This is a genomic window from Oceanicola sp. D3 (assembly GCF_006351965.1).
Lineage (GTDB): Bacteria > Pseudomonadota > Alphaproteobacteria > Rhodobacterales > Rhodobacteraceae > Vannielia.
Genome location: NZ_CP040932.1, coordinates 1,340,845 through 1,357,672, shown reverse-complemented (window position 1 = coordinate 1,357,672; position 16,828 = coordinate 1,340,845). Strand labels below are relative to the sequence as shown.

15 protein-coding genes are annotated in these 16,828 nt (G+C 65.3%); 5 read left to right on the top strand and 10 right to left on the bottom strand.

Features of this window, described 5'->3' with window-relative positions; genetic code table 11:
• Positions 1-44 precede the first annotated feature (44 nt).
• Positions 45-1,433, top strand: a complete 1,389-nt coding sequence (locus FHY55_RS06925; RefSeq protein ID WP_140013490.1) for a short-chain fatty acyl-CoA regulator family protein — start codon at positions 45-47, stop codon at positions 1,431-1,433.
• A 25-nt stretch (positions 1,434-1,458) separates the two neighbouring features.
• On the opposite strand, the gene FHY55_RS06920 is transcribed toward FHY55_RS06925, so the two are convergent.
• On the bottom strand, positions 1,459-1,704 hold the full coding sequence (locus tag FHY55_RS06920; RefSeq protein WP_140013489.1) for a YdcH family protein: 246 nt from the start codon (positions 1,702-1,704) through the stop codon (positions 1,459-1,461).
• Positions 1,705-1,835: 131 nt separating this feature from the next.
• On the opposite strand from FHY55_RS06920, the gene FHY55_RS06915 reads away from it, so the two are divergent.
• Together FHY55_RS06915 and ptsP are read left to right on the top strand one after the other, a co-directional pair.
• Positions 1,836-3,071 (top strand): aspartate kinase, encoded by a 1,236-nt coding sequence (locus tag FHY55_RS06915; protein ID WP_140013488.1) that lies wholly within the window; start codon positions 1,836-1,838, stop codon positions 3,069-3,071.
• A 153-nt stretch (positions 3,072-3,224) separates the two neighbouring features.
• Entirely contained in the window at positions 3,225-5,483 is a 2,259-nt protein-coding gene (gene ptsP / locus FHY55_RS06910; RefSeq protein ID WP_140013487.1) for a phosphoenolpyruvate--protein phosphotransferase, read from the top strand.
• 37 nt (positions 5,484-5,520) lie between these two features.
• Here ptsP and FHY55_RS06905 read toward each other — a convergent pair whose 3' ends face one another.
• Positions 5,521-6,003: a GNAT family N-acetyltransferase gene (locus tag FHY55_RS06905; RefSeq protein WP_254695441.1), complete on the bottom strand. Its 483-nt coding sequence runs from the start codon at positions 6,001-6,003 to the stop codon at positions 5,521-5,523.
• 74 nt (positions 6,004-6,077) lie between these two features.
• Here FHY55_RS06905 and FHY55_RS06900 point away from each other — a divergent pair, with 74 nt between their 5' ends.
• Entirely contained in the window at positions 6,078-6,662 is a 585-nt protein-coding gene (locus tag FHY55_RS06900; RefSeq protein ID WP_140013486.1) for a flavin reductase family protein, read from the top strand.
• Between the two features lie 509 nt (positions 6,663-7,171).
• Here the strand turns inward: FHY55_RS06900 and kynU are convergent.
• From kynU to FHY55_RS06885, 3 genes are all read right to left on the bottom strand, one after another.
• Positions 7,172-8,392, bottom strand: coding sequence for a kynureninase (kynU, locus tag FHY55_RS06895; RefSeq protein ID WP_140013485.1), 1,221 nt, complete (start codon positions 8,390-8,392; stop codon positions 7,172-7,174).
• A 36-nt stretch (positions 8,393-8,428) separates the two neighbouring features.
• Positions 8,429-10,018 carry a SulP family inorganic anion transporter gene (locus FHY55_RS06890; RefSeq protein WP_254695497.1) on the bottom strand — a complete coding sequence of 530 codons (1,590 nt, stop codon included), beginning with the start codon at positions 10,016-10,018 and terminating at the stop codon, positions 8,429-8,431.
• Positions 10,019-10,175: 157 nt separating this feature from the next.
• A complete protein-coding gene (locus FHY55_RS06885; RefSeq protein ID WP_140013483.1) occupies positions 10,176-10,967 on the bottom strand; it encodes a fatty acid desaturase in 792 nt (263 codons plus the stop codon).
• Positions 10,968-11,121: 154 nt separating this feature from the next.
• Here FHY55_RS06885 and FHY55_RS06880 point away from each other — a divergent pair, with 154 nt between their 5' ends.
• Positions 11,122-11,991, top strand: coding sequence for an S-methyl-5'-thioadenosine phosphorylase (locus FHY55_RS06880; protein ID WP_140013482.1), 870 nt, complete (start codon positions 11,122-11,124; stop codon positions 11,989-11,991).
• 21 nt (positions 11,992-12,012) lie between these two features.
• Here the strand turns inward: FHY55_RS06880 and FHY55_RS06875 are convergent, their stop codons facing one another.
• The 5 genes from FHY55_RS06875 to FHY55_RS06855 all read right to left on the bottom strand — a co-directional run bounded on the left by FHY55_RS06875 (position 12,013) and on the right by FHY55_RS06855 (position 16,787).
• Complete coding sequence (locus FHY55_RS06875) at positions 12,013-13,158, bottom strand: iron-containing alcohol dehydrogenase (protein ID WP_140013481.1); 1,146 nt, start codon at positions 13,156-13,158, stop codon at positions 12,013-12,015.
• Positions 13,155-14,534: an aldehyde dehydrogenase family protein gene (locus FHY55_RS06870; RefSeq protein ID WP_140013480.1), complete on the bottom strand. Its 1,380-nt coding sequence runs from the start codon at positions 14,532-14,534 to the stop codon at positions 13,155-13,157. Before FHY55_RS06870 ends, FHY55_RS06875 begins: the two co-directional genes overlap by 4 nt.
• Before the next feature lie 10 nt (positions 14,535-14,544).
• Positions 14,545-14,958, bottom strand: coding sequence for a type II toxin-antitoxin system VapC family toxin (locus FHY55_RS06865; RefSeq protein ID WP_140013479.1), 414 nt, complete (start codon positions 14,956-14,958; stop codon positions 14,545-14,547).
• On the bottom strand, positions 14,951-15,358 hold the full coding sequence (locus FHY55_RS06860; RefSeq protein ID WP_140013478.1) for a hypothetical protein: 408 nt from the start codon (positions 15,356-15,358) through the stop codon (positions 14,951-14,953). The genes FHY55_RS06865 and FHY55_RS06860 overlap by 8 nt, the downstream gene beginning before the upstream one ends.
• A 64-nt stretch (positions 15,359-15,422) precedes the next feature.
• Entirely contained in the window at positions 15,423-16,787 is a 1,365-nt protein-coding gene (locus FHY55_RS06855; RefSeq protein ID WP_140013477.1) for a glutamine synthetase family protein, read from the bottom strand.
• Between the last annotated feature and the right edge of the window lie 41 nt (positions 16,788-16,828).

Here is a 16,828-nt window from a genome sequence, read left to right as displayed (position 1 = left end):
CAAACACTGGCGCGGGCGGTGCGAATCTGCAAAATACCCGCACCATGCCCACGCAAAAGCTCTATGCCGGTGCCAAGCTGCGGGAAATCCGCACGCGGCTGAACCTCACCCAGAAGGCCTTTGCCGCCAAACTGGGGGTATCGCTGCCCTATCTCAACCAGATGGAAAACAACAATCGCCCGGTCTCCGCCCGGGTGGTTCTGGCACTGGCGCAGGAGTTCGGCCAAGACGTCACCGAGCTGTCGTCAGGCGATACCGAGCGCCTTGTCACAGACATGCGCGAGGCCTTTGCCGACCCGGTCTTCACCGACACGCCCCCCATGGCCGACCTCCGCCTGACTGCCTCAAACGCCCCCGCCCTCGCCCGCGCCTTCCTTGAGTTGCACCGCGCGCACCGGCAAGGGCAGGAGCGGCTGGCTTTGCTTGATGAAGCTATGGGCACCGGCGGCCCCGCACCGATTTCGCCATGGGAAGAGGTGCGCGATTTCTTTCACTATTGCGACAATTACCTTGATGCCATCGACCGCGCCGCAGAGCGCTACGCGGGCGACGGGACAGACCCGGACATGGCGCTCAAGCAGCTTGAAAAGGCTGGCGTAACCCTTTCGCTCACTGATGAAACCGCGCTGCGCCGGTTTGATGCCGAGGCCCGCCGCCTCACCCTGCCTGCCCGCGCCTCTGCGGCCACGCGGCGCTTTCAGATCTTTCACCAGCTTGCACTTATCACGCAAAACACGCTGCTGGAGGCCACGCTGGACCTCGCCCGCTTCCAAACCGACGAAGCCCGCGCCATCGCCAAGATCGGATTGGCCAATTACTTCGCCGGTGCTGCCCTGCTGCCCTACCGCGTCTTCCTTGAGGCCGCGCGCGACACCCGGCATGACCTAGAGCGCCTCGCAGATCGCTTCGGCGCCTCCATCGAGCAGGTCGCCCACCGCCTGTCCACGCTCCAACGCCCGGGAGCCAAAGGCATCCCCTTCTTCTTCGTGCGGGTGGATCAGGCAGGCACCATCACCAAGCGGCACTCGGCCACCCGGCTGCAATTCGCCCGTTTCGGTGGGGCCTGCCCGCTTTGGAACGTGCACCGCGCCTTCGAAACGCCGGGCCGCTTCCTGCGCCAATTGGCCGAAACGCCCGATGGGGTGCGCTACATCAGCCTCGCCTGTGATGTGTCAAAGCCCGGCGGCAGCTTCAACGCGCCGGTGCGGCGCTATGCCATCGCGCTTGGCTGCGAGGTCGCGCACGCTGCCGACCTCGTCTATGCCGACGGGCTCGACACCAGCCAACCGGCGGCCTTCGAGCCCATCGGAATTTCCTGCCGGATCTGCGAGCGCACCGGATGCCACCAGCGTTCGGTGCCGCCGCTGGAGCGCCGCCTGAGCGTCAACCACAACGCCCGCGGCCTGCTGCCCTACGAGATCGACACCGGCTAATCGGTGCAGGCAAAAGCCAGCCCGATCACGCGACAAGGTTGAGCGCCGCCGCCACCTGATCCTTCAGGTGCATCCGCTCCTTGCGCATTTCCAGCATGTGCAAATCGTCGGTCGGCTCCACATTGGTCTCGGCCCGGTGGATCGCGCGGTTCAGCTCGTGATAGCGCGCCACCATCCGGGCAAAATGCGCGTCATTCTGCTTGAGCGCCGAAATCTCGGCTTCGCGGCCCGGGAAATCTTCGTTCAGTTCATGCGGGGTGTTCTGCGACATGGTTTTCTCCTGTTTTGCCCCCACAGATTGCACCCGCAACCGCCCCCCCGCTTTGATATGGATCAGACAGCACTCTTGCGCTTTTCCGCGCCGTCACCTATCCCGCGCCGAAACCTGAACGAGACTGCGCCATGCCCCTTCTGGTGATGAAATTCGGCGGAACATCCGTCGCCTCGCTTGATCGTATCCGCCGCGCCGCCAAGCGCGTGGGCCGCGAAGTGGCCAATGGCTATGACGTGATCGTCATCGTCTCGGCCATGTCGGGCGAAACCAACAAGCTCGTCGGCTATGTCGAGGAAACCTCGCAGCTCTACGACGCCCGCGAATATGATGCGGTTGTCAGCTCCGGCGAGCAGGTGACGGCGGGCCTGATGGCGCTCACCTTGCAGGAAATGGACGTGCCCGCGCGCAGCTGGCAGGGCTGGCAGGTGCCGCTGAAAACCACCAACGCCCATGCCGCTGCCCGGATTGAAGAGATCCCGACAGATAATATCACGGCCAAGTTCGACGAAGGCATGAAAGTGGCCGTTGTGGCCGGCTTTCAAGGCATCGCCCCCGATGGCCGCGTCACCACGCTGGGCCGGGGCGGCTCCGACACCACCGCCGTTGCCTTCGCCGCCGCCTTCGGGGCCGAGCGCTGCGATATCTACACCGATGTAGATGGCGTCTACACCACTGACCCGCGCATCACCGACAAGGCCCGCAAGCTCGACAAGATCGCCTTCGAGGAGATGCTGGAGCTGGCCAGCCTTGGCGCCAAGGTGCTGCAAACCCGCTCCGTCGAGCTGGCCATGCGCTACAACGTGCGCCTGCGGGTGCTGTCGAGTTTCGAAGAACAATCCGATGAAGCGGGCACCCTGATCTGTGCCGAGGAGGATATCGTGGAAAGCAAAGCCGTAAACGGCGTGGCCGCAAGCCGCGAAGAAGCCAAGATGACAGTGATCTCCGTGGCCGACCGCCCCGGCATCGCCGCCGCCATCTTCGGCCCGCTCTCCGAGGCCGGGGTGAACGTGGACATGATCGTGCAGAACATCTCCGAAGAAGGCCGCACGGATATGACCTTCTCCTGCCCGATCAATCAGGTCGCCCGCGCCGAGAAGGCTCTGGGCGAGGCCAAGACGGCGGGGGAGCTGAACTTCCGCGAGATCGTGGCCGACACCGACGTGGCCAAAATCTCGGTTGTCGGCATCGGCATGCGCTCGCAATCGGGCGTGGCTGCCAAGATGTTCCAGACGCTGCGCGACGAGAACATCAACATCAAGGTCATCGCCACCTCCGAGATCAAGATCTCGGTTCTGGTCGACCGCAAGTACACCGAGCTGGCCGTGCAGGCCCTGCACGACGCCTTCGAGCTGGAGAAGGGCTGAGCCTCGCGCTTGCAGCCACAGAAAGCCGCAGGCACCCCGCATTAGCGTGCTTTGACGCACCGCCATGTCAAAACCCATTTCGCAACCGTGGCGTGATGCTCTATACCCGGTCTTCGGAACGGCCCGCGCGTGGGCCGCAAACCATGGGGCAGCATGCCAGACGCACATCAACCCGGCAGCCGGCGCCTTCTGAAGCGCCTGCGCGAAACTCTCGCCGAGGCCGGTGAGGGGCAGGAGCGGCTCGACAAGATCACCGCGCTGATTGCCTGCGAGATGAGCACAGATGTCTGCTCCATCTACCTTTTCCGCGATGCCGACACGCTGGAACTTTGCGCCACCGAGGGCCTGAAGCAAGAGGCCGTCCACCAAACCCGGATGCGGCTGGGCGAGGGCCTCGTGGGCCGGGTCGCGCTGCGCACCACGCCGATCAACACCGCCGATGCCCCTGCCGAGCGCGGCTTCCGCTACATGCCCGAAACGGGCGAAGAGCGCTATTCCGCCTTCCTCGGCGTGCCGATCCAGCGGCTGGGCGAGCGGCTGGGCGTGCTGGTAGTGCAAAGCCGCGAAGCGCGCGCCTATTCCGATGATGATGTCTATGGCCTTGAGGTCGTGGCGATGGTGCTGGCCGAAATGGCCGAGCTGGGCATCTTCCAAAGCTCCGCCGATGGCATGTCGGCCCGTCACAAGCACCCGGTGTTGTTCCGGGGCGGCACCGGGCAGGAAGGCGCGGCAGAGGGCCGGGTTTATCTGCACGAGCCGCGCGTGGTTGTCACTAACCCCATCGCCGATGATGCCGAGGCCGAGGTGATCCGCCTGCGCGAGGCGGTCGACAAGCTGCGCTATTCGGTTGACGAAATGCTTTCGGCTGCCCCGCTCGGTGAGGGCGACCAGCGCCAGGTGCTCGAAGCCTACCGCATGTTCGCCAACTCCAAGGGCTGGCTGAAGCGGATGGAGGAAGATATCGGCCGCGGCCTCTCTGCCGAAGCCGCGGTCGAAAAAGAACAATCCTCCGCACGCGCCCGGATGGAGCAGGTGCCAGATGCTTACCTGCGCGAGCGCCTGCACGACCTTGATGATCTCTCCAACCGGCTCTTGCGGCTGCTCACCGGGCAGGGGCAGGATGACGGCTCCGAAATGCCCGCCAACCCGGTTCTGGTGGCCCGCAACATCGGCCCCGGCGAACTGCTGGCCTATGGCCGCAAGCTGCGCGGCATCGTGCTGGAGGAAGGCTCCGTTGGTTCTCACGCGGCCATAGTGGCGCGTGCGCTGGCGATCCCGCTTGTGATCCACGCCAGCCGTATCACCACCGAGGCGTTGAATGGCGATCCGATCCTCGTCGATGGCGATCAGGGCATGGTCCACCTGCGCCCCGAAGAGACGGTGCAGAACGCGTTCCAAGACAAAATCGCCATGCGGGCCAAGGCCGTCGAGCGCTATGCCTCGATCCGTGACCTGCCCGCCACCGACAAATCCGGTGCCACCGTCGCGCTGCACATGAACGCCGGGCTGATGGCCGACCTGCCCTCCCTGCCCTCCTCCGGGGCCGAGGGCGTGGGCCTCTTCCGCACCGAGCTGCAATTTCTGGTGCGCAACTCCGTGCCCCGGCGCGGCGAGTTGGCCGCGCTCTACGCCCGCGTGCTCGACGCCGCGCAGGGCAAGCGCGTTGCCTTCCGCACGCTCGATATCGGCTCCGACAAGGTGCTGCCCTACATGAAGCCGCAAGACGAGCCCAACCCGGCGATGGGTTGGCGCGCCATCCGCGTCGGGCTCGACAAGGCCGGGGTGATGCGGATGCAGCTTCAGGCGCTTATCCGCGCCTCCTGCGGGCGGCCCCTTTCGGTCATGTTCCCCTTCGTGGCGCAGCTGTCAGAGTTTACCGAGGCGCGTGACCACCTGATGCGCGAGCTCGACCGTGAAGCGAGGCTCGGCCACACCCTGCCCGAGTCTGTCGAGGTCGGCGCGATGCTGGAAACCCCATCGCTCGCCTACGCGCCGCAAAAGTTCTTCGAGCTGGCCGACTTCATCTCCATCGGCGGCAACGACCTCAAGCAGTTCTTCTTCGCCGCCGACCGCGAAAACGAGCGCGTGCGCCACCGCTACGATTGCCTGAACGTGTCGTTCCTGAGCTTCCTTGAATGGATCGTCATGCGCTGCGACGCCACGGGAACCCCCGTCAGCTTCTGCGGCGAAGACGCAGGCCGCCCGCTGGAAGCCGCCTGCTTCACCGCCATCGGGTTGCGCTCGCTCTCCATGCGCCCGGCCTCCATCGGCGCGGTAAAGTCGCTGCTGCGTCGGATCGACCTGTCAGAGCTGCGCAAGGTGATCGAACTCGCCCGCACCGAGGGCGAGCAATCCGTGCGCGCCCGGGTGGAAGCCTGGCTGCTGGACAACACCGACCCCGAAGAGGGCTAGCGCGGCATGCCGGTGCCCTCGGCGCGGGATAGGCGCATCACGCGCCCCACTTCTCCACCGTGCCCGTAACACCCGCCCATTCTCCGACGCCCAGCACCCGCTCCGGGTTGGTCGGCGGCGGCATCTGCACGTCGTCCAGCTTGGCAAAGCCGAAGCGCGCGTAATAGGGCGCATCGCCCACCAGCATCACCCGCGCCCAGCCTGCCGCGCGGGCGCGCTCAAGGCTTTCTGTCATCAGCCAAGCGCCCAGCCCCTCGCCCTGCCGGGTTGCGTGCACCGCGATCGGCCCCAGCAGCAGCGCCGCCGCTCCGCCCACGCGAACGGGCCAGTAGCGTACCGCACCTGCCACGATGCCAAGAGAATCGCGCGCCACGAGGCAAAGCCCGGCCACCGGCGCCACGCCGTCCCGCAGCCGGTAGGACGACAGTGCCTCGCGCCCGGGCGCAAAGCAGCTGTCGTAAAGCGCCTCCACCTCCCAACGGTCCTCCGACCGCTCCTCGCTCAGCCCGTATCCGATCACGCCTGCCGCCTCTTCCGCACTGGCAGCCCCCTAGCATGCGGGCTACCTTCCCGCAAACGCCCCAAGGAGAGCGCATGTTCTACACTCCAGAAGACGGCCACGGCCTGCCCCACAACCCCTTCAACGCCATCGTCTCGCCCCGCCCGATCGGCTGGATCAGTTCGCGCGGCGCCGAAGGGCATGACAACCTCGCCCCCTATTCCTTCTTCAACGCGGTGGCTTACGTGCCACCGCAGGTGATGTTCTGCTCCACCGGCACCAAGGACTCGCTGATGAACATCCGTGAAACTGGGGTGTTCTGCGTCAACATCGTCGAATCCGCCGCCCGCGACGTGATGAACGCCACCTCCGCGGCGCATCTGCCGCAGGTGGATGAGTTCGAAAAGGCCGGTGTGGAGAAGGCCGAATGCGAAACCGTCGTCTGCCCCCGCGTGGCCAACGCCCCCGCCAACCTCGAATGTCGGGTGACCAAGCTCATCCAACTGGAGGGGAAAGACAATCACATGGTCATCGGCGAAGTGACCGGCGTGCACATCCGCGACACCTGCCTGAAAGACGGCCGCTTTGACGTAACCACCTTCCAGCCGCTCTCCCGGCTGGGATACCGCGATTACGCGGTGGTGGAGAACGTCTTCGAGCTGACCCGCCCCGACGACTGACGCCGCGCCCACCGCGCCGAAGCGCCAAAAGAGATTTCAGGCCTCCGGCGGGAGATATTTGGAGCAAGAAAATGAACAGGGCGGTGGCACGCTGAATGGGCCTTGCACCGCTCCCTGCCCGGGATGGGGCCAACTCGACCAAAGCGGCATCACCGCTGCCAGAGGGCACCCGATCTCACCACGGAACATTCATGGCCACTCCGGCAAACGCATTCAGGCCGTACCAAGCACCGAGCACAAACGGCTAAAATTTGAATCAAATGCGCGCTTTTGCGGCGCGCTGCTGGCGAACCCCGCCGCCGGGACGGTTCAGAACCAGCGACGGCGGGGCATTTCCTTGCACGGTCATCGGCTCTCCAGCCTGTACCGTGGGCCCATCATGGCGCGTTAACCTTAACTTTAAGTTACCGCTGCTCATTTTCTTGCTGGAAATATCTCCGGGGGGCGTGGGGGGCTGGCCCCCCACTGAACGGCGCGGTGCGGGGGCGAGCCCCCAACCATAACGACGGTCACGTCACCGCGCCCCGCTCGGCAAACCGCGCCTCGCGCCATTCGCCGCTTTCCAGCACCTCGGCCAAGGCCAGCACCGCCCGCGCCACCTCCTCAAAGCTCAGGTAGAGCGGCGCGAAGCCAAAGCGCAGCACGTCCGGCGCGCGGAAATCTCCGATCACCCCACGCGCGATCAGCGCCTGCATGATCTCGTAGCCATTCGCATGGCAAAACGACACCTGGCTGCCCCGTGCCTCCGCCGCGCGCGGCGAGGCAAGCTCAAGCCCCGGGCAGGCGGCCTCGACCCAGTTGATGAAGGCCTGCGTCATCCTCATGCTCTTTGCGCGCACTGCCCCCATCTCGACGCCTTCCCAATCCTCCAAAGCGCCCGCCAGCGCCCGGAACGACAGCACCGGCTGCGTCCCTGCAAGGAAGGCCTTCATCCCCTTTGCCGCCTCAAAGCCCGTCTCGAAGGCAAAGGGCCGCGCATGGCCCCACCAGCCTGTCACCGGCTGGCGGATGGCCCCATGATGGCGCGTGGCGGCGTAGACGAAGGCCGGCGCCCCCGGCCCGCCGTTGAGGTACTTGTAGGTGCAGCCCACGGCAAAATCGGCGCCCGCCGCGTCCAGCCCCACCTCCAGCGCCCCTGCCGAATGGGATAAATCCCACACCGCCAGCGCACCTGCCGCATGGGCCGCCGCCGTCAGCGCCGCCATGTCGCGCAACGCGCCACTGCGGTAGTCCACGTGGTTCACCAGCATCGCCGCCACTTCCGGCCCCAGCGCCGCCTCCACCGGCCCCTCGGCCAGTACCAGCCGCGCACCGGCGGCGGCACAGACGCCCTCGGCAATGTAGAGGTCGGTCGGAAAGCTCGTTGCCTCGGCAAGGATCACCCGCCTGTCAGGGCGCAGGGCAAGGCAGGCGTGCAGCACCTTGTAGAGGTTCACCGAGATCGTGTCGCAGGCCACCACGCAGCCCTCGCCCGCCCCGATCAGCCGCCCGATCCGCCCGCCCAGCGCCATTGGCAGCTCAAACCAGCCCGCCGCGTTCCACGACCGGATCAGCCCCTCGGCCCATTCCTCGCGCGCGGCCACATCGAGCGCGGCCAGCGCCGCGTGGCTGGCGGGGCCAAGCGAGTTTCCATCGAGGTAGATAACCCCCTCGGGGATCAGGTAGCGCCCGCGCCGGTCGGCGAGCGGGTCGGCGGCATCAAGCGCGCGGGCCTCAGCAATCATGTCCATGCCAAAGCCTCGCACGGCCCCGCCGGACCCGCCAGCCTAATGCGCGTCGCCAAACAGCCCGGTCTGCACCGGGTAGTTGGCCGCGACCTGATACTCCGGATCGTCCTCGCTCTTTTCCACGATCAGCCCGGTCTGGCCCAGCAGCTTGCGGCAATCGCGCGACAGGTGGCGCAGGTGCAGCTCCTTGCCCTCGTCGATGTACTTCTTGGCCATGCCTTCGATGGCCGAAAGCGCCGTCTGGTCGGCCACCCGGCTCTCGGCAAAATCGACGATCACAACGCTTGGGTCGCTCTTCGGCGTGAAAAGTTCCATGAAGCCATCCGCCGAGCCAAAGAACAGCGGCCCGATCACCTGATACACCTTCGCACCCTCCGGCGTGGTGTAGCTCTTGGCGGTGATCCGCTTGGCGTTTTGCCAGGCGTAGTGCAGCGCCGAAACGATCACACCCACAACCACCGCGATGGCAAGGTCTTCCAGCACCGTCACCACCGTCACGAGGATGGTCACGAAGCTGGCGAACTTGGTGCTCACTCGCATGATGCGGAAGGTGTTCCACGCGAAGGTGCCGATCACCACCATGAACATCACGCCCACCAGCGCCGCCAGCGGGATCTGCTCGATCAGCGGCGAGGCAAAGAGGATGAAGCTCAGCAGGAAGAGCGCGGCGGCAATGCCCGCCAGCCGGGTGCGGCCGCCGGATTTCACGTTGATCATGCTCTGCCCGATCATCGCGCAGCCGCCCATGCCGCCAAAGAAGCCGGTGACGGTGTTGGCCGCACCCTGCGCGAGGCATTCCTTCGAGGCACCGCCGCGCTGGTCGGTCATCTGGTTCACGAGGTTCAGCGTCAGCAGGCTCTCGATCAGGCCGATGGCCGCGAGGATCAGCGCATAGGGGAAGATGATATAAAGCGTCTCAAGGTTCAGCGGTGCCAGCGGCGAGCCATAAAGCCCCTCCCCCTCACCGAAGGGAATATGGAAGGGCGGCAGCGTGCCCGCGATCGAGGCCATATCGCCGACCCGCGGCACCGGAATGTTGAAGACGATCACCACAATCGCGACAATCCCGATCCCGGCCAGCGGCGCGGGCACCACGTTGGTCAGCTTGGGCAGGCCCCAGATGATCACCATCGTCAGCGCCACAAGCCCCAGCATCAGCGCCAGCGACCAGCCGCCAAGCCATTCGCCCTCGCCCCCGGGCACCTTGAACTGGCTCATCTGCGCGAGGAAAATCACAATCGCCAGCCCGTTCACGAAGCCCAGCATCACCGCATGGGGCACCAGCCGGATGAACCGCCCGAGGTTGAATATCCCGGCGGCAATCTGCATCAGCCCCATCAGGATCACCGTGGCAAAGAGGTATTCCACCCCGTGTTCCACCACCAGCGCCACCATCACCACTGCCAGAGCGCCGGTCGCCCCCGAAATCATGCCGGGCCGTCCGCCGAAGACCGCCGTGATCAGCCCCACGATGAAGGCCGCGTAGAGGCCCACCAGCGGGTGCACCTGCGCAACGAAGGCAAAGGCCACCGCTTCGGGCACCAGCGCCAGCGCCACCGTAAGCCCCGAGAGCACCTCGGTTTTCACGCGCCCCGCCATCGGCTCGTCGCCCTGCCGGAAGTCTCCCATCAGCCCCTTTGCAAAGGCGAAAAACGGGCTCTTGCCCGCGCGTGGCGTCTCACTCATGGTATATCATCCGGCTGATTGGCTGTTCGCTGCGCTGCGGCTAGCATGTTTGCGCTAGCGGCAAAACCCCCCGAAAAGCCGCTCTGGGCGGGTGTTGCGGCTATTTTCGCCCCACAACAGGCATCCGAGCCTCGGCATAACCCGCAACCCCGGCGTCGAGCCGGGCCGCCAGTTCGGGCAAGCGGCTGACCGGGACGCGCGGAAACAGGTGATGCTCGCGGTGATAGAACATCAGGTAGGCCAGCCGCGCGAGCACCCCGCGCTGGCTGCGCCCGGCCAACCCGCTGCCCTCCGTGCCCTGATGGGTGATCCAGACGGCAAAGAAGGCCGTCAGGCACTGCCCAAGCGCCATCGCGGCGAGGTGCAGCTTCAGCGCGGGCGGGCCAAAGAGCAACGCCGCCGTGGCAAATCCTGCCACGCAGCCCCAATCCACCAGCAACCGCCGCCGCCAGCGCCCACCCCCCTCGCGCCAGCAGGCCCGGTTCAGATCAACCGGGAAGCGCGGGCCGTAGGCGAGCACCTGCCAAAAGCTCATCGAGGTGCAATGCCCCTCGTGATCCTCCGCGCCCAGCGTGTCGGCATGGTGCTTCAGGTGGCAAAAGGCATCGGCATGGTTCGAGCCAAGCATCAACGCGCTCAGCACATGCATGATCACGTGGTCCCACCGCCGCGCCAGCCCGAGGTTGCCGTGAATCGCCTCATGGTTCAGCCGCAGGCAGCAGAGAAAAAACACAAAGCTCGCCGCAAGGCCGAGCGGCCAGAAGGCCCCGGAATATAGCCAGAGCGACAGCGCCAGCCACGGCACCGGCAGAGCGATCTCCACCGCAAATTGCCAGCGCCGCACCCGGGCCAGATCTTGCCACTCCACCCCCGGAGGGGCTCGCTCGATCATTCCTTCTTCCTCCCCAGCCCACCGCCCTGAAAACAGTCAGCGTTGCCTATGGGTCAGCCAAACCGTGCGGCAGGTCAAGCTATCCCTAACCCGGGGGTTGCAGCTTGGCCCGCAGAGGGGTCCACTCGGCACAACGCGGCAAGGAGAGCATGGCATGAAACGGATGATCGGAATTATCGGCGGCTCTGGCCTCTATGACATTGACGGGCTGGAAGACGCTCGCTGGCTCACCGTCGAAACGCCATGGGGCGCGCCCTCCGATGCCATCTTCACCGGCACCCTTGGCGGCGTCCCCCTCGCCTTCCTGCCCCGCCACGGGCGTGGGCATGTGCACTCGCCCTCCACCGTGCCCTACCGCGCCAATATCGCCGCGCTAAAATCGCTCGGCGTCACCGATGTGGTCTCCATCTCCGCCTGCGGCTCCTTCCGCGAAGAGATGGCACCGGGCGACTTTGTGCTCGTCGATCAGTTCATCGACCGCACAATCGCCCGCGAAAAGAGCTTCTTCACCACCGGCTGTGTCGCCCACGTGAGCATGGCCCACCCCACCTGCCCCACCCTCGGGGCCGGGGTGGCCGAAGCCGCCCGCGCCGCCGGGGCCAAGGTTCATTCGGCAGGCACCTACCTCGCGATGGAAGGCCCGCAGTTTTCTTCCCTCGCAGAGTCAAAGATGTATCGCGAAAGCTGGGGCGCCGATGTGATCGGGATGACCAACATGCCCGAGGCCAAGCTCGCCCGCGAGGCGGAGCTTTGCTATGCCTCCCTCGCCATGATCACCGATTACGACAGTTGGCACCCCGATCATGGCTCGGTCGACATCACAGCCATCCTCGCCACGCTCCACGGCAATTCAGCCCGCGCCAAATCCACCGTCGCGGGCCTCCCCGCCCGCCTCGGGCCAGAGCACGCGCCCTGCCCCCACGGATGCGACACCGCGCTGGAGCATGCCATCATGACCGCACCCCAAGCGCGCGACCCGGCCCTCGTTGCCAAGCTCAAAACGATTGCGGAGCGGGTGTTGTAACCCCCTCCGCAAAGCGCCTGCTCAGATCACCGCTTCAAACAGCGCCGTCACATTAGCCTCGGTCAGCGTCACCGGGTTGCCGCCGCAAGACGGATCTTCCAGCGCCATTGCCGTCAGTTCCGCGATCCGGTCACGGCCCACGCCCATCTCCGAGAGCTTGCGAGGGATACCGAGCGAGTCGTTGAACTCCTGCACGAAGGCGCGGAAGCCAGCGTAGCCGCCTTCGATTCCAAGGTAGCCCGCCGCCGCGTCAAACCGCGCGGTGATCTCCGGCGCGTTGAGGTCCAGCACCGCAGGCATGCACACCGCGTTGGTGGTGCCATGATGCGTGCTGTATACCGCCCCAATCGGGTGGCTCAGCGCATGAATGGCCCCCAGCCCCTTCTGGAAGGCCGTCGCCCCCATCGCCGCCGCGCTCATCATGTTGGCGCGGGCTTCGATATCGGTGCCATCGGCATAGGCGCGCGGCAGGTTTTCGATCACCAGCCGCATCCCCTCCAGCGCGATGCCCTGGCTCATTGGGTGATAATGCGGGCTGCTGAACGCCTCGACGCAATGGGCAAAGGCATCAAGGCCCGTGCCCGCGGTGATGTGCTTTGGCATCCCCACCGTCAGTTCCGGATCGCAGATCACCACGCTCGGCAGCACCTTGGGGTGGAAGATGATCTTCTTCACATGGGTCACGGAGTTGGTGATGACGCTGGCACGCCCCACCTCGCTCCCGGTGCCTGCCGTGGTCGGCACCGCGATGATCGGCGCAATCGCATCGGCATCCGCACGCGTCCACCAATCGCCAATATCCTCGAAGTCCCACACCGGGCGGCTCTGCCCGGCCATGAAGGCAACCATCTTGCCAAGGTCCAGCCCGGAGCCACCGCCAAAGGCGATAACGCCATCATGCTCGCCCTCGCGATACACCTTCAGCCCCGCCTCAAGGTTCAGCTCATTCGGGTTCGGGTCCACCTCCGCAAAGAGGCCACGCCCCAGCCCGGCGGCATCAAGAGTATCCAGCGCCTGTGTGGTAATTTCCATCGACTTCAGGCCCTTGTCCGTCACCAGCAGCGGCTTGCTGATACCGGCGGCAATGCAGGCTTCGGGCAGTTCAGCGATGCGCCCGGCACCAAAGCGGATGGCGGTGGGGTAAGACCAGTTTCCTGTGAGGCTCATTTCGTGACCTTCTTGAGGTGGTAGGATTTGGGACGGGTGAGGTTGTGATAGCCGATCACCGAAAGGCCGCCGCCCGTGCCGGTGTCCTTGCAGCCGGTCCAGCAGAGGCTCGGGTCGAGGTAGTCGGCGCGGTTCATGAAGACGGTGCCGGTTTCCAGCGCATCGCCAATCCGGGCGGCACGGTCCACATCGGCGGTCCAGAGCGAGGCGGTCAGCCCGTAGCGACTGTCATTCATCAGGCGCACGGCCTCTTCATCGCCGCTCACCTTCATGATGCCCACAACCGGGCCAAAGCTCTCTTCCCGCATGACCTCCATGTCATGGCTCACGTTGGTCAGCACCTGCGGCGTCAGATAGGCCCCGCCGTCATCCTCCGGCAGCGTCTCGATATGCGCCACCGCGCCCGCCGCAACCGCATCGGCAATCTGCGCGCGCACGACTTCGGCAAAACGCACGTTCGCCATCGGCCCCAGCGTTGTCGCCTCGTCCATCGGGTTGCCCAGCTTCAGCGCCTTGACCCAAGCCACCGCCTTCTCGACGAAGGCGTCATAAAGGCTCTCGTGCACATAAATTCGCTCGATCCCGCAGCAGCATTGCCCGGCGTTGAACATCGCGCCATCCATCAGCGTGTCGATGGCCGCATCCACATCGGCGTCTTCCATCACATAGCCCGGGTCTTTCCCGCCAAGCTCGGTGGATACCGGGGTAAAGGTGCCCGCCGCCGCCTGCTCCATCGCCTTCCCGCCGCCCACGGAGCCGGTGAAGTTGATGAAATTGAACGCCCGTTCACGGATCAGCGCATCGCTCACATCGTGGCTCAGGAAGAAGTTCTGAAACACATCCTCAGGCACCCCCGCCGCGTGGAAGGCCTTTGCCATGCGCTCGCCCACCAGCAGCGTTTGCGTGGCATGCTTCAGCACCACGGTGTTGCCCGCAATCAGCGCCGGGGCGACGGTGTTGATTGCCGTCATATAGGGGTAGTTCCACGGCGCCACCACGTAGACCACGCCCCAAGGCACCCGGCGGATGTAGCGCTTGAAGGTCTCATCCTCGCCCACCTCGATATCGGCCAGCGATGTCTCGGCGATCTCGGCCATGTAGCTGGCCCGCTCGTTGAAGCCGCCAAACTCGCCGCCATAGCGCACCGGGCGGCCCATCATATGGGCCAGTTCGGGCACGATCTCGTCGTTCATCTCGCCCACGGCGGCAACACCGGCCATCACCAGCTTCACCCGCTCCGCCAGCGGCCGCGCGGCCCAATCCGCCTGCGCCGCCCGCGCCTTGGCCACGGCCTCCCGGGCCGCTTCCAGCGTAAGCACAGGGCGTTCGGCAAACACCGATCCGTCGATCGGGGAAATGCATTTCAACGTTGTCATTCTGTCTCCTTCAGCAGGCCAGCGCCCGCACATGTCCTTCATTTGCATAGGTCAGGATCGGCCGGTCCCTAGTCAGGATAGTCAGGTTCTCTGAGCGCGCAGTGGCGATGATGATCCGGTCCGCCGGGTCGCTGGGCGGTGTCCCTGGCAAGGCCGCCGACTCCGCCAGTATCCGGGGGGTCAAAGGCGCAAGCGTCATCTCGCCCTGCTCAACGTAATCGTCAAACCAATCCGCCGGAGCCCGGGTCAGCCGAAGCCGGGACCGCGCCACCAACATGCCCAGCTCCCAGGCCGTGAATGGGGAAACGAAGCTGCGTTCCCCCGCCTCGCGTGCCGCATCGAGCCTGTTGTGGGCCGCCTCGGAGATCTCCGCGCCGCTGCCGGTCCAGATCACCGCGCAGGTATCCAAAAGCACTTCACTCATTGTAGAGCCTCGTCTCACCCGCCCAATCTCCCCATTCCGGCACCCCCGGTTCGGTCAGATCGGTGCCTACAGGGACAGTGACAGTGCCCGCCATGCAGCCAAATACGGGATGCGGGCCGGTCCCGGTCGCGTCGGGTCGGGCGTGCCCTCCCTGGCTCTCATCGCGCACAAATACCACCTCCTCGCCCTCGAGGCTCACCTCGGATGCCCTGAATCCGGCCGAGAGCCACGACCGCGCCTGGGTATGAGACTCCGCGTTGTTGCTCCACCACGGACGATAGGTGCGCGCCGAACGCGGAAGCCCGAAACCAAGAATACGCTCGACCTCAGCGAAACTCATCGGCACCGCCGCGCGGGCGCTACGTTCAAGCGCCTTGGTCAGAGGGTCATATTTCGACATCGCATCTCTCCGTAGTTACCTACGCAAGTTATGCATAGTTATAACTACGTCTTCAATAGTTACATCAGGCCCGCTCGAACCCGCGTTCGATTTCCCAATCCGTCACCGCCCGGTCAAACTCTTCCTGTTCCCATTCGGCGGCGCGGTAGTAGTGGTCCACCACGTCATCCCCAAAGGCAGCACGCAGCATGGCCGAGTCCTTCAGGGTCTCCATCGCCTCGCGCAGCGTGCGGGGCACCTCCTGCGCACCATCATCGGCATAGACATCGCCGTTCACCGGGTCCGCCAGCTCCAGCTTCTCCTCGATCCCGGCGATCCCGGCAGCCAGCAGGGCCGCCTGCGCCAGATAGGGGTTCATGTCGCTGCCCCCGATCCGGCATTCCATCCGCACCCCCTTGGTGCCCTCGCCACACAGGCGAAAGCCCGCGGTGCGGTTATCCACCGACCAGACGGTTTTGGTCGGCGCAAAGGTCCCCGGCGCGAAGCGTTTGTAGCTGTTCACGTAGGGCGCGAGGAAAACCATGATATCGGGCGCGTATTTCAGCAGCCCGGCGCTGAACTGGCGGCCAAGCTCACTCAGCCCATGCGGCGCATCCGCATCATAAAACGAGGCCTCACCGTCCTTCCAAAGCGACATGTGCACATGGCTGGCAGAGCCGACCATGCCAGCCTTCCACTTCGGCAGGAAGGTGGCCGAAACGCCATTCGCCCAGGCAATCTCCTTGGTGGCGTGCTTGGCGATGGTGTGGTTGTCGGCGCAATCCATCGCGCCCGCGTAGCGGATGTTCAGCTCCTGCTGGCCCAGCTCCGCCTCGCCCTTGGTGTTCTCCACCGGCACGCCCGCGCCCACGAGGTCGTTGCGCAGGGGCCGCATGATGCCCTCTTCCTTGGTGGTCTGGAACAGGTTGTAATCTTCGTTGTGCCCGTTGAAGGGCACCAGTGCGCGATAGCCCTCCTTCTGGTTGGTCCGGTAATCCTTCTCGAAGAGGAAGAACTCAAGCTCCGTTGCCATCGCCGCCGAAAAGCCCATCTCGGCCAGCTTTGCCGCCTGCGCGGCCAGCATGGCGCGGGGGTAATGCGGCACCGGGGCGTGGTGGTGATGGTCGAGAATATCGCAAATCACCATCGCCGTGCCTTCGAGCCACGGCACATGGCGCAGGGTGGCCAGGTCGGGGCGCATCACGTAGTCGCCATAGCCCGCCTCCCAACTGGTGGCCTTATAGCCATCAGGGGTGCTCATCACGAGGTCGGTGGCGAGCAGGTAGTTGCAGCAATGGGTCTCTTCCACCGAATGTTCGAGGAAGTTGCTCACATGGAAGCGCTTGCCCATCAGCCGCCCCTGCATGTCGACCAGCGCCACCAGCACGGTGTCGATCTCGCCGGTCGCGGCCATTTCTTTCAGGGTCTCAAGGGTCAGGTTGCCGGGCATTTTTCTATCCTTTCACGGGTCAGGGCGGCCCGCGACGGGAC

Bases quoted from the DNA above. Each gene is read 5' to 3' on its own strand.
- FHY55_RS06925 (WP_140013490.1), top strand. From the start codon at position 45: ATGCCCACGCAAAAGCTCTATGCCGGTGCCAAGCTGCGGGAAATCCGC.
- FHY55_RS06920 (WP_140013489.1), bottom strand. From the start codon at position 1,704: ATGTCGCAGAACACCCCGCATGAACTGAACGAAGATTTCCCGGGCCGC.
- FHY55_RS06915 (WP_140013488.1), top strand. From the start codon at position 1,836: ATGCCCCTTCTGGTGATGAAATTCGGCGGAACATCCGTCGCCTCGCTT.
- ptsP (WP_140013487.1), top strand. From the start codon at position 3,225: ATGCCAGACGCACATCAACCCGGCAGCCGGCGCCTTCTGAAGCGCCTG.
- FHY55_RS06900 (WP_140013486.1), top strand. From the start codon at position 6,078: ATGTTCTACACTCCAGAAGACGGCCACGGCCTGCCCCACAACCCCTTC.
- kynU (WP_140013485.1), bottom strand. From the start codon at position 8,392: ATGGACATGATTGCTGAGGCCCGCGCGCTTGATGCCGCCGACCCGCTC.
- FHY55_RS06890 (WP_254695497.1), bottom strand. From the start codon at position 10,018: ATGGGAGACTTCCGGCAGGGCGACGAGCCGATGGCGGGGCGCGTGAAA.
- FHY55_RS06885 (WP_140013483.1), bottom strand. From the start codon at position 10,967: ATGATCGAGCGAGCCCCTCCGGGGGTGGAGTGGCAAGATCTGGCCCGG.
- FHY55_RS06880 (WP_140013482.1), top strand. From the start codon at position 11,122: ATGAAACGGATGATCGGAATTATCGGCGGCTCTGGCCTCTATGACATT.
- FHY55_RS06875 (WP_140013481.1), bottom strand. From the start codon at position 13,158: ATGAGCCTCACAGGAAACTGGTCTTACCCCACCGCCATCCGCTTTGGT.
- FHY55_RS06870 (WP_140013480.1), bottom strand. From the start codon at position 14,534: ATGACAACGTTGAAATGCATTTCCCCGATCGACGGATCGGTGTTTGCC.
- FHY55_RS06865 (WP_140013479.1), bottom strand. From the start codon at position 14,958: ATGAGTGAAGTGCTTTTGGATACCTGCGCGGTGATCTGGACCGGCAGC.
- FHY55_RS06860 (WP_140013478.1), bottom strand. From the start codon at position 15,358: ATGTCGAAATATGACCCTCTGACCAAGGCGCTTGAACGTAGCGCCCGC.
- FHY55_RS06855 (WP_140013477.1), bottom strand. From the start codon at position 16,787: ATGCCCGGCAACCTGACCCTTGAGACCCTGAAAGAAATGGCCGCGACC.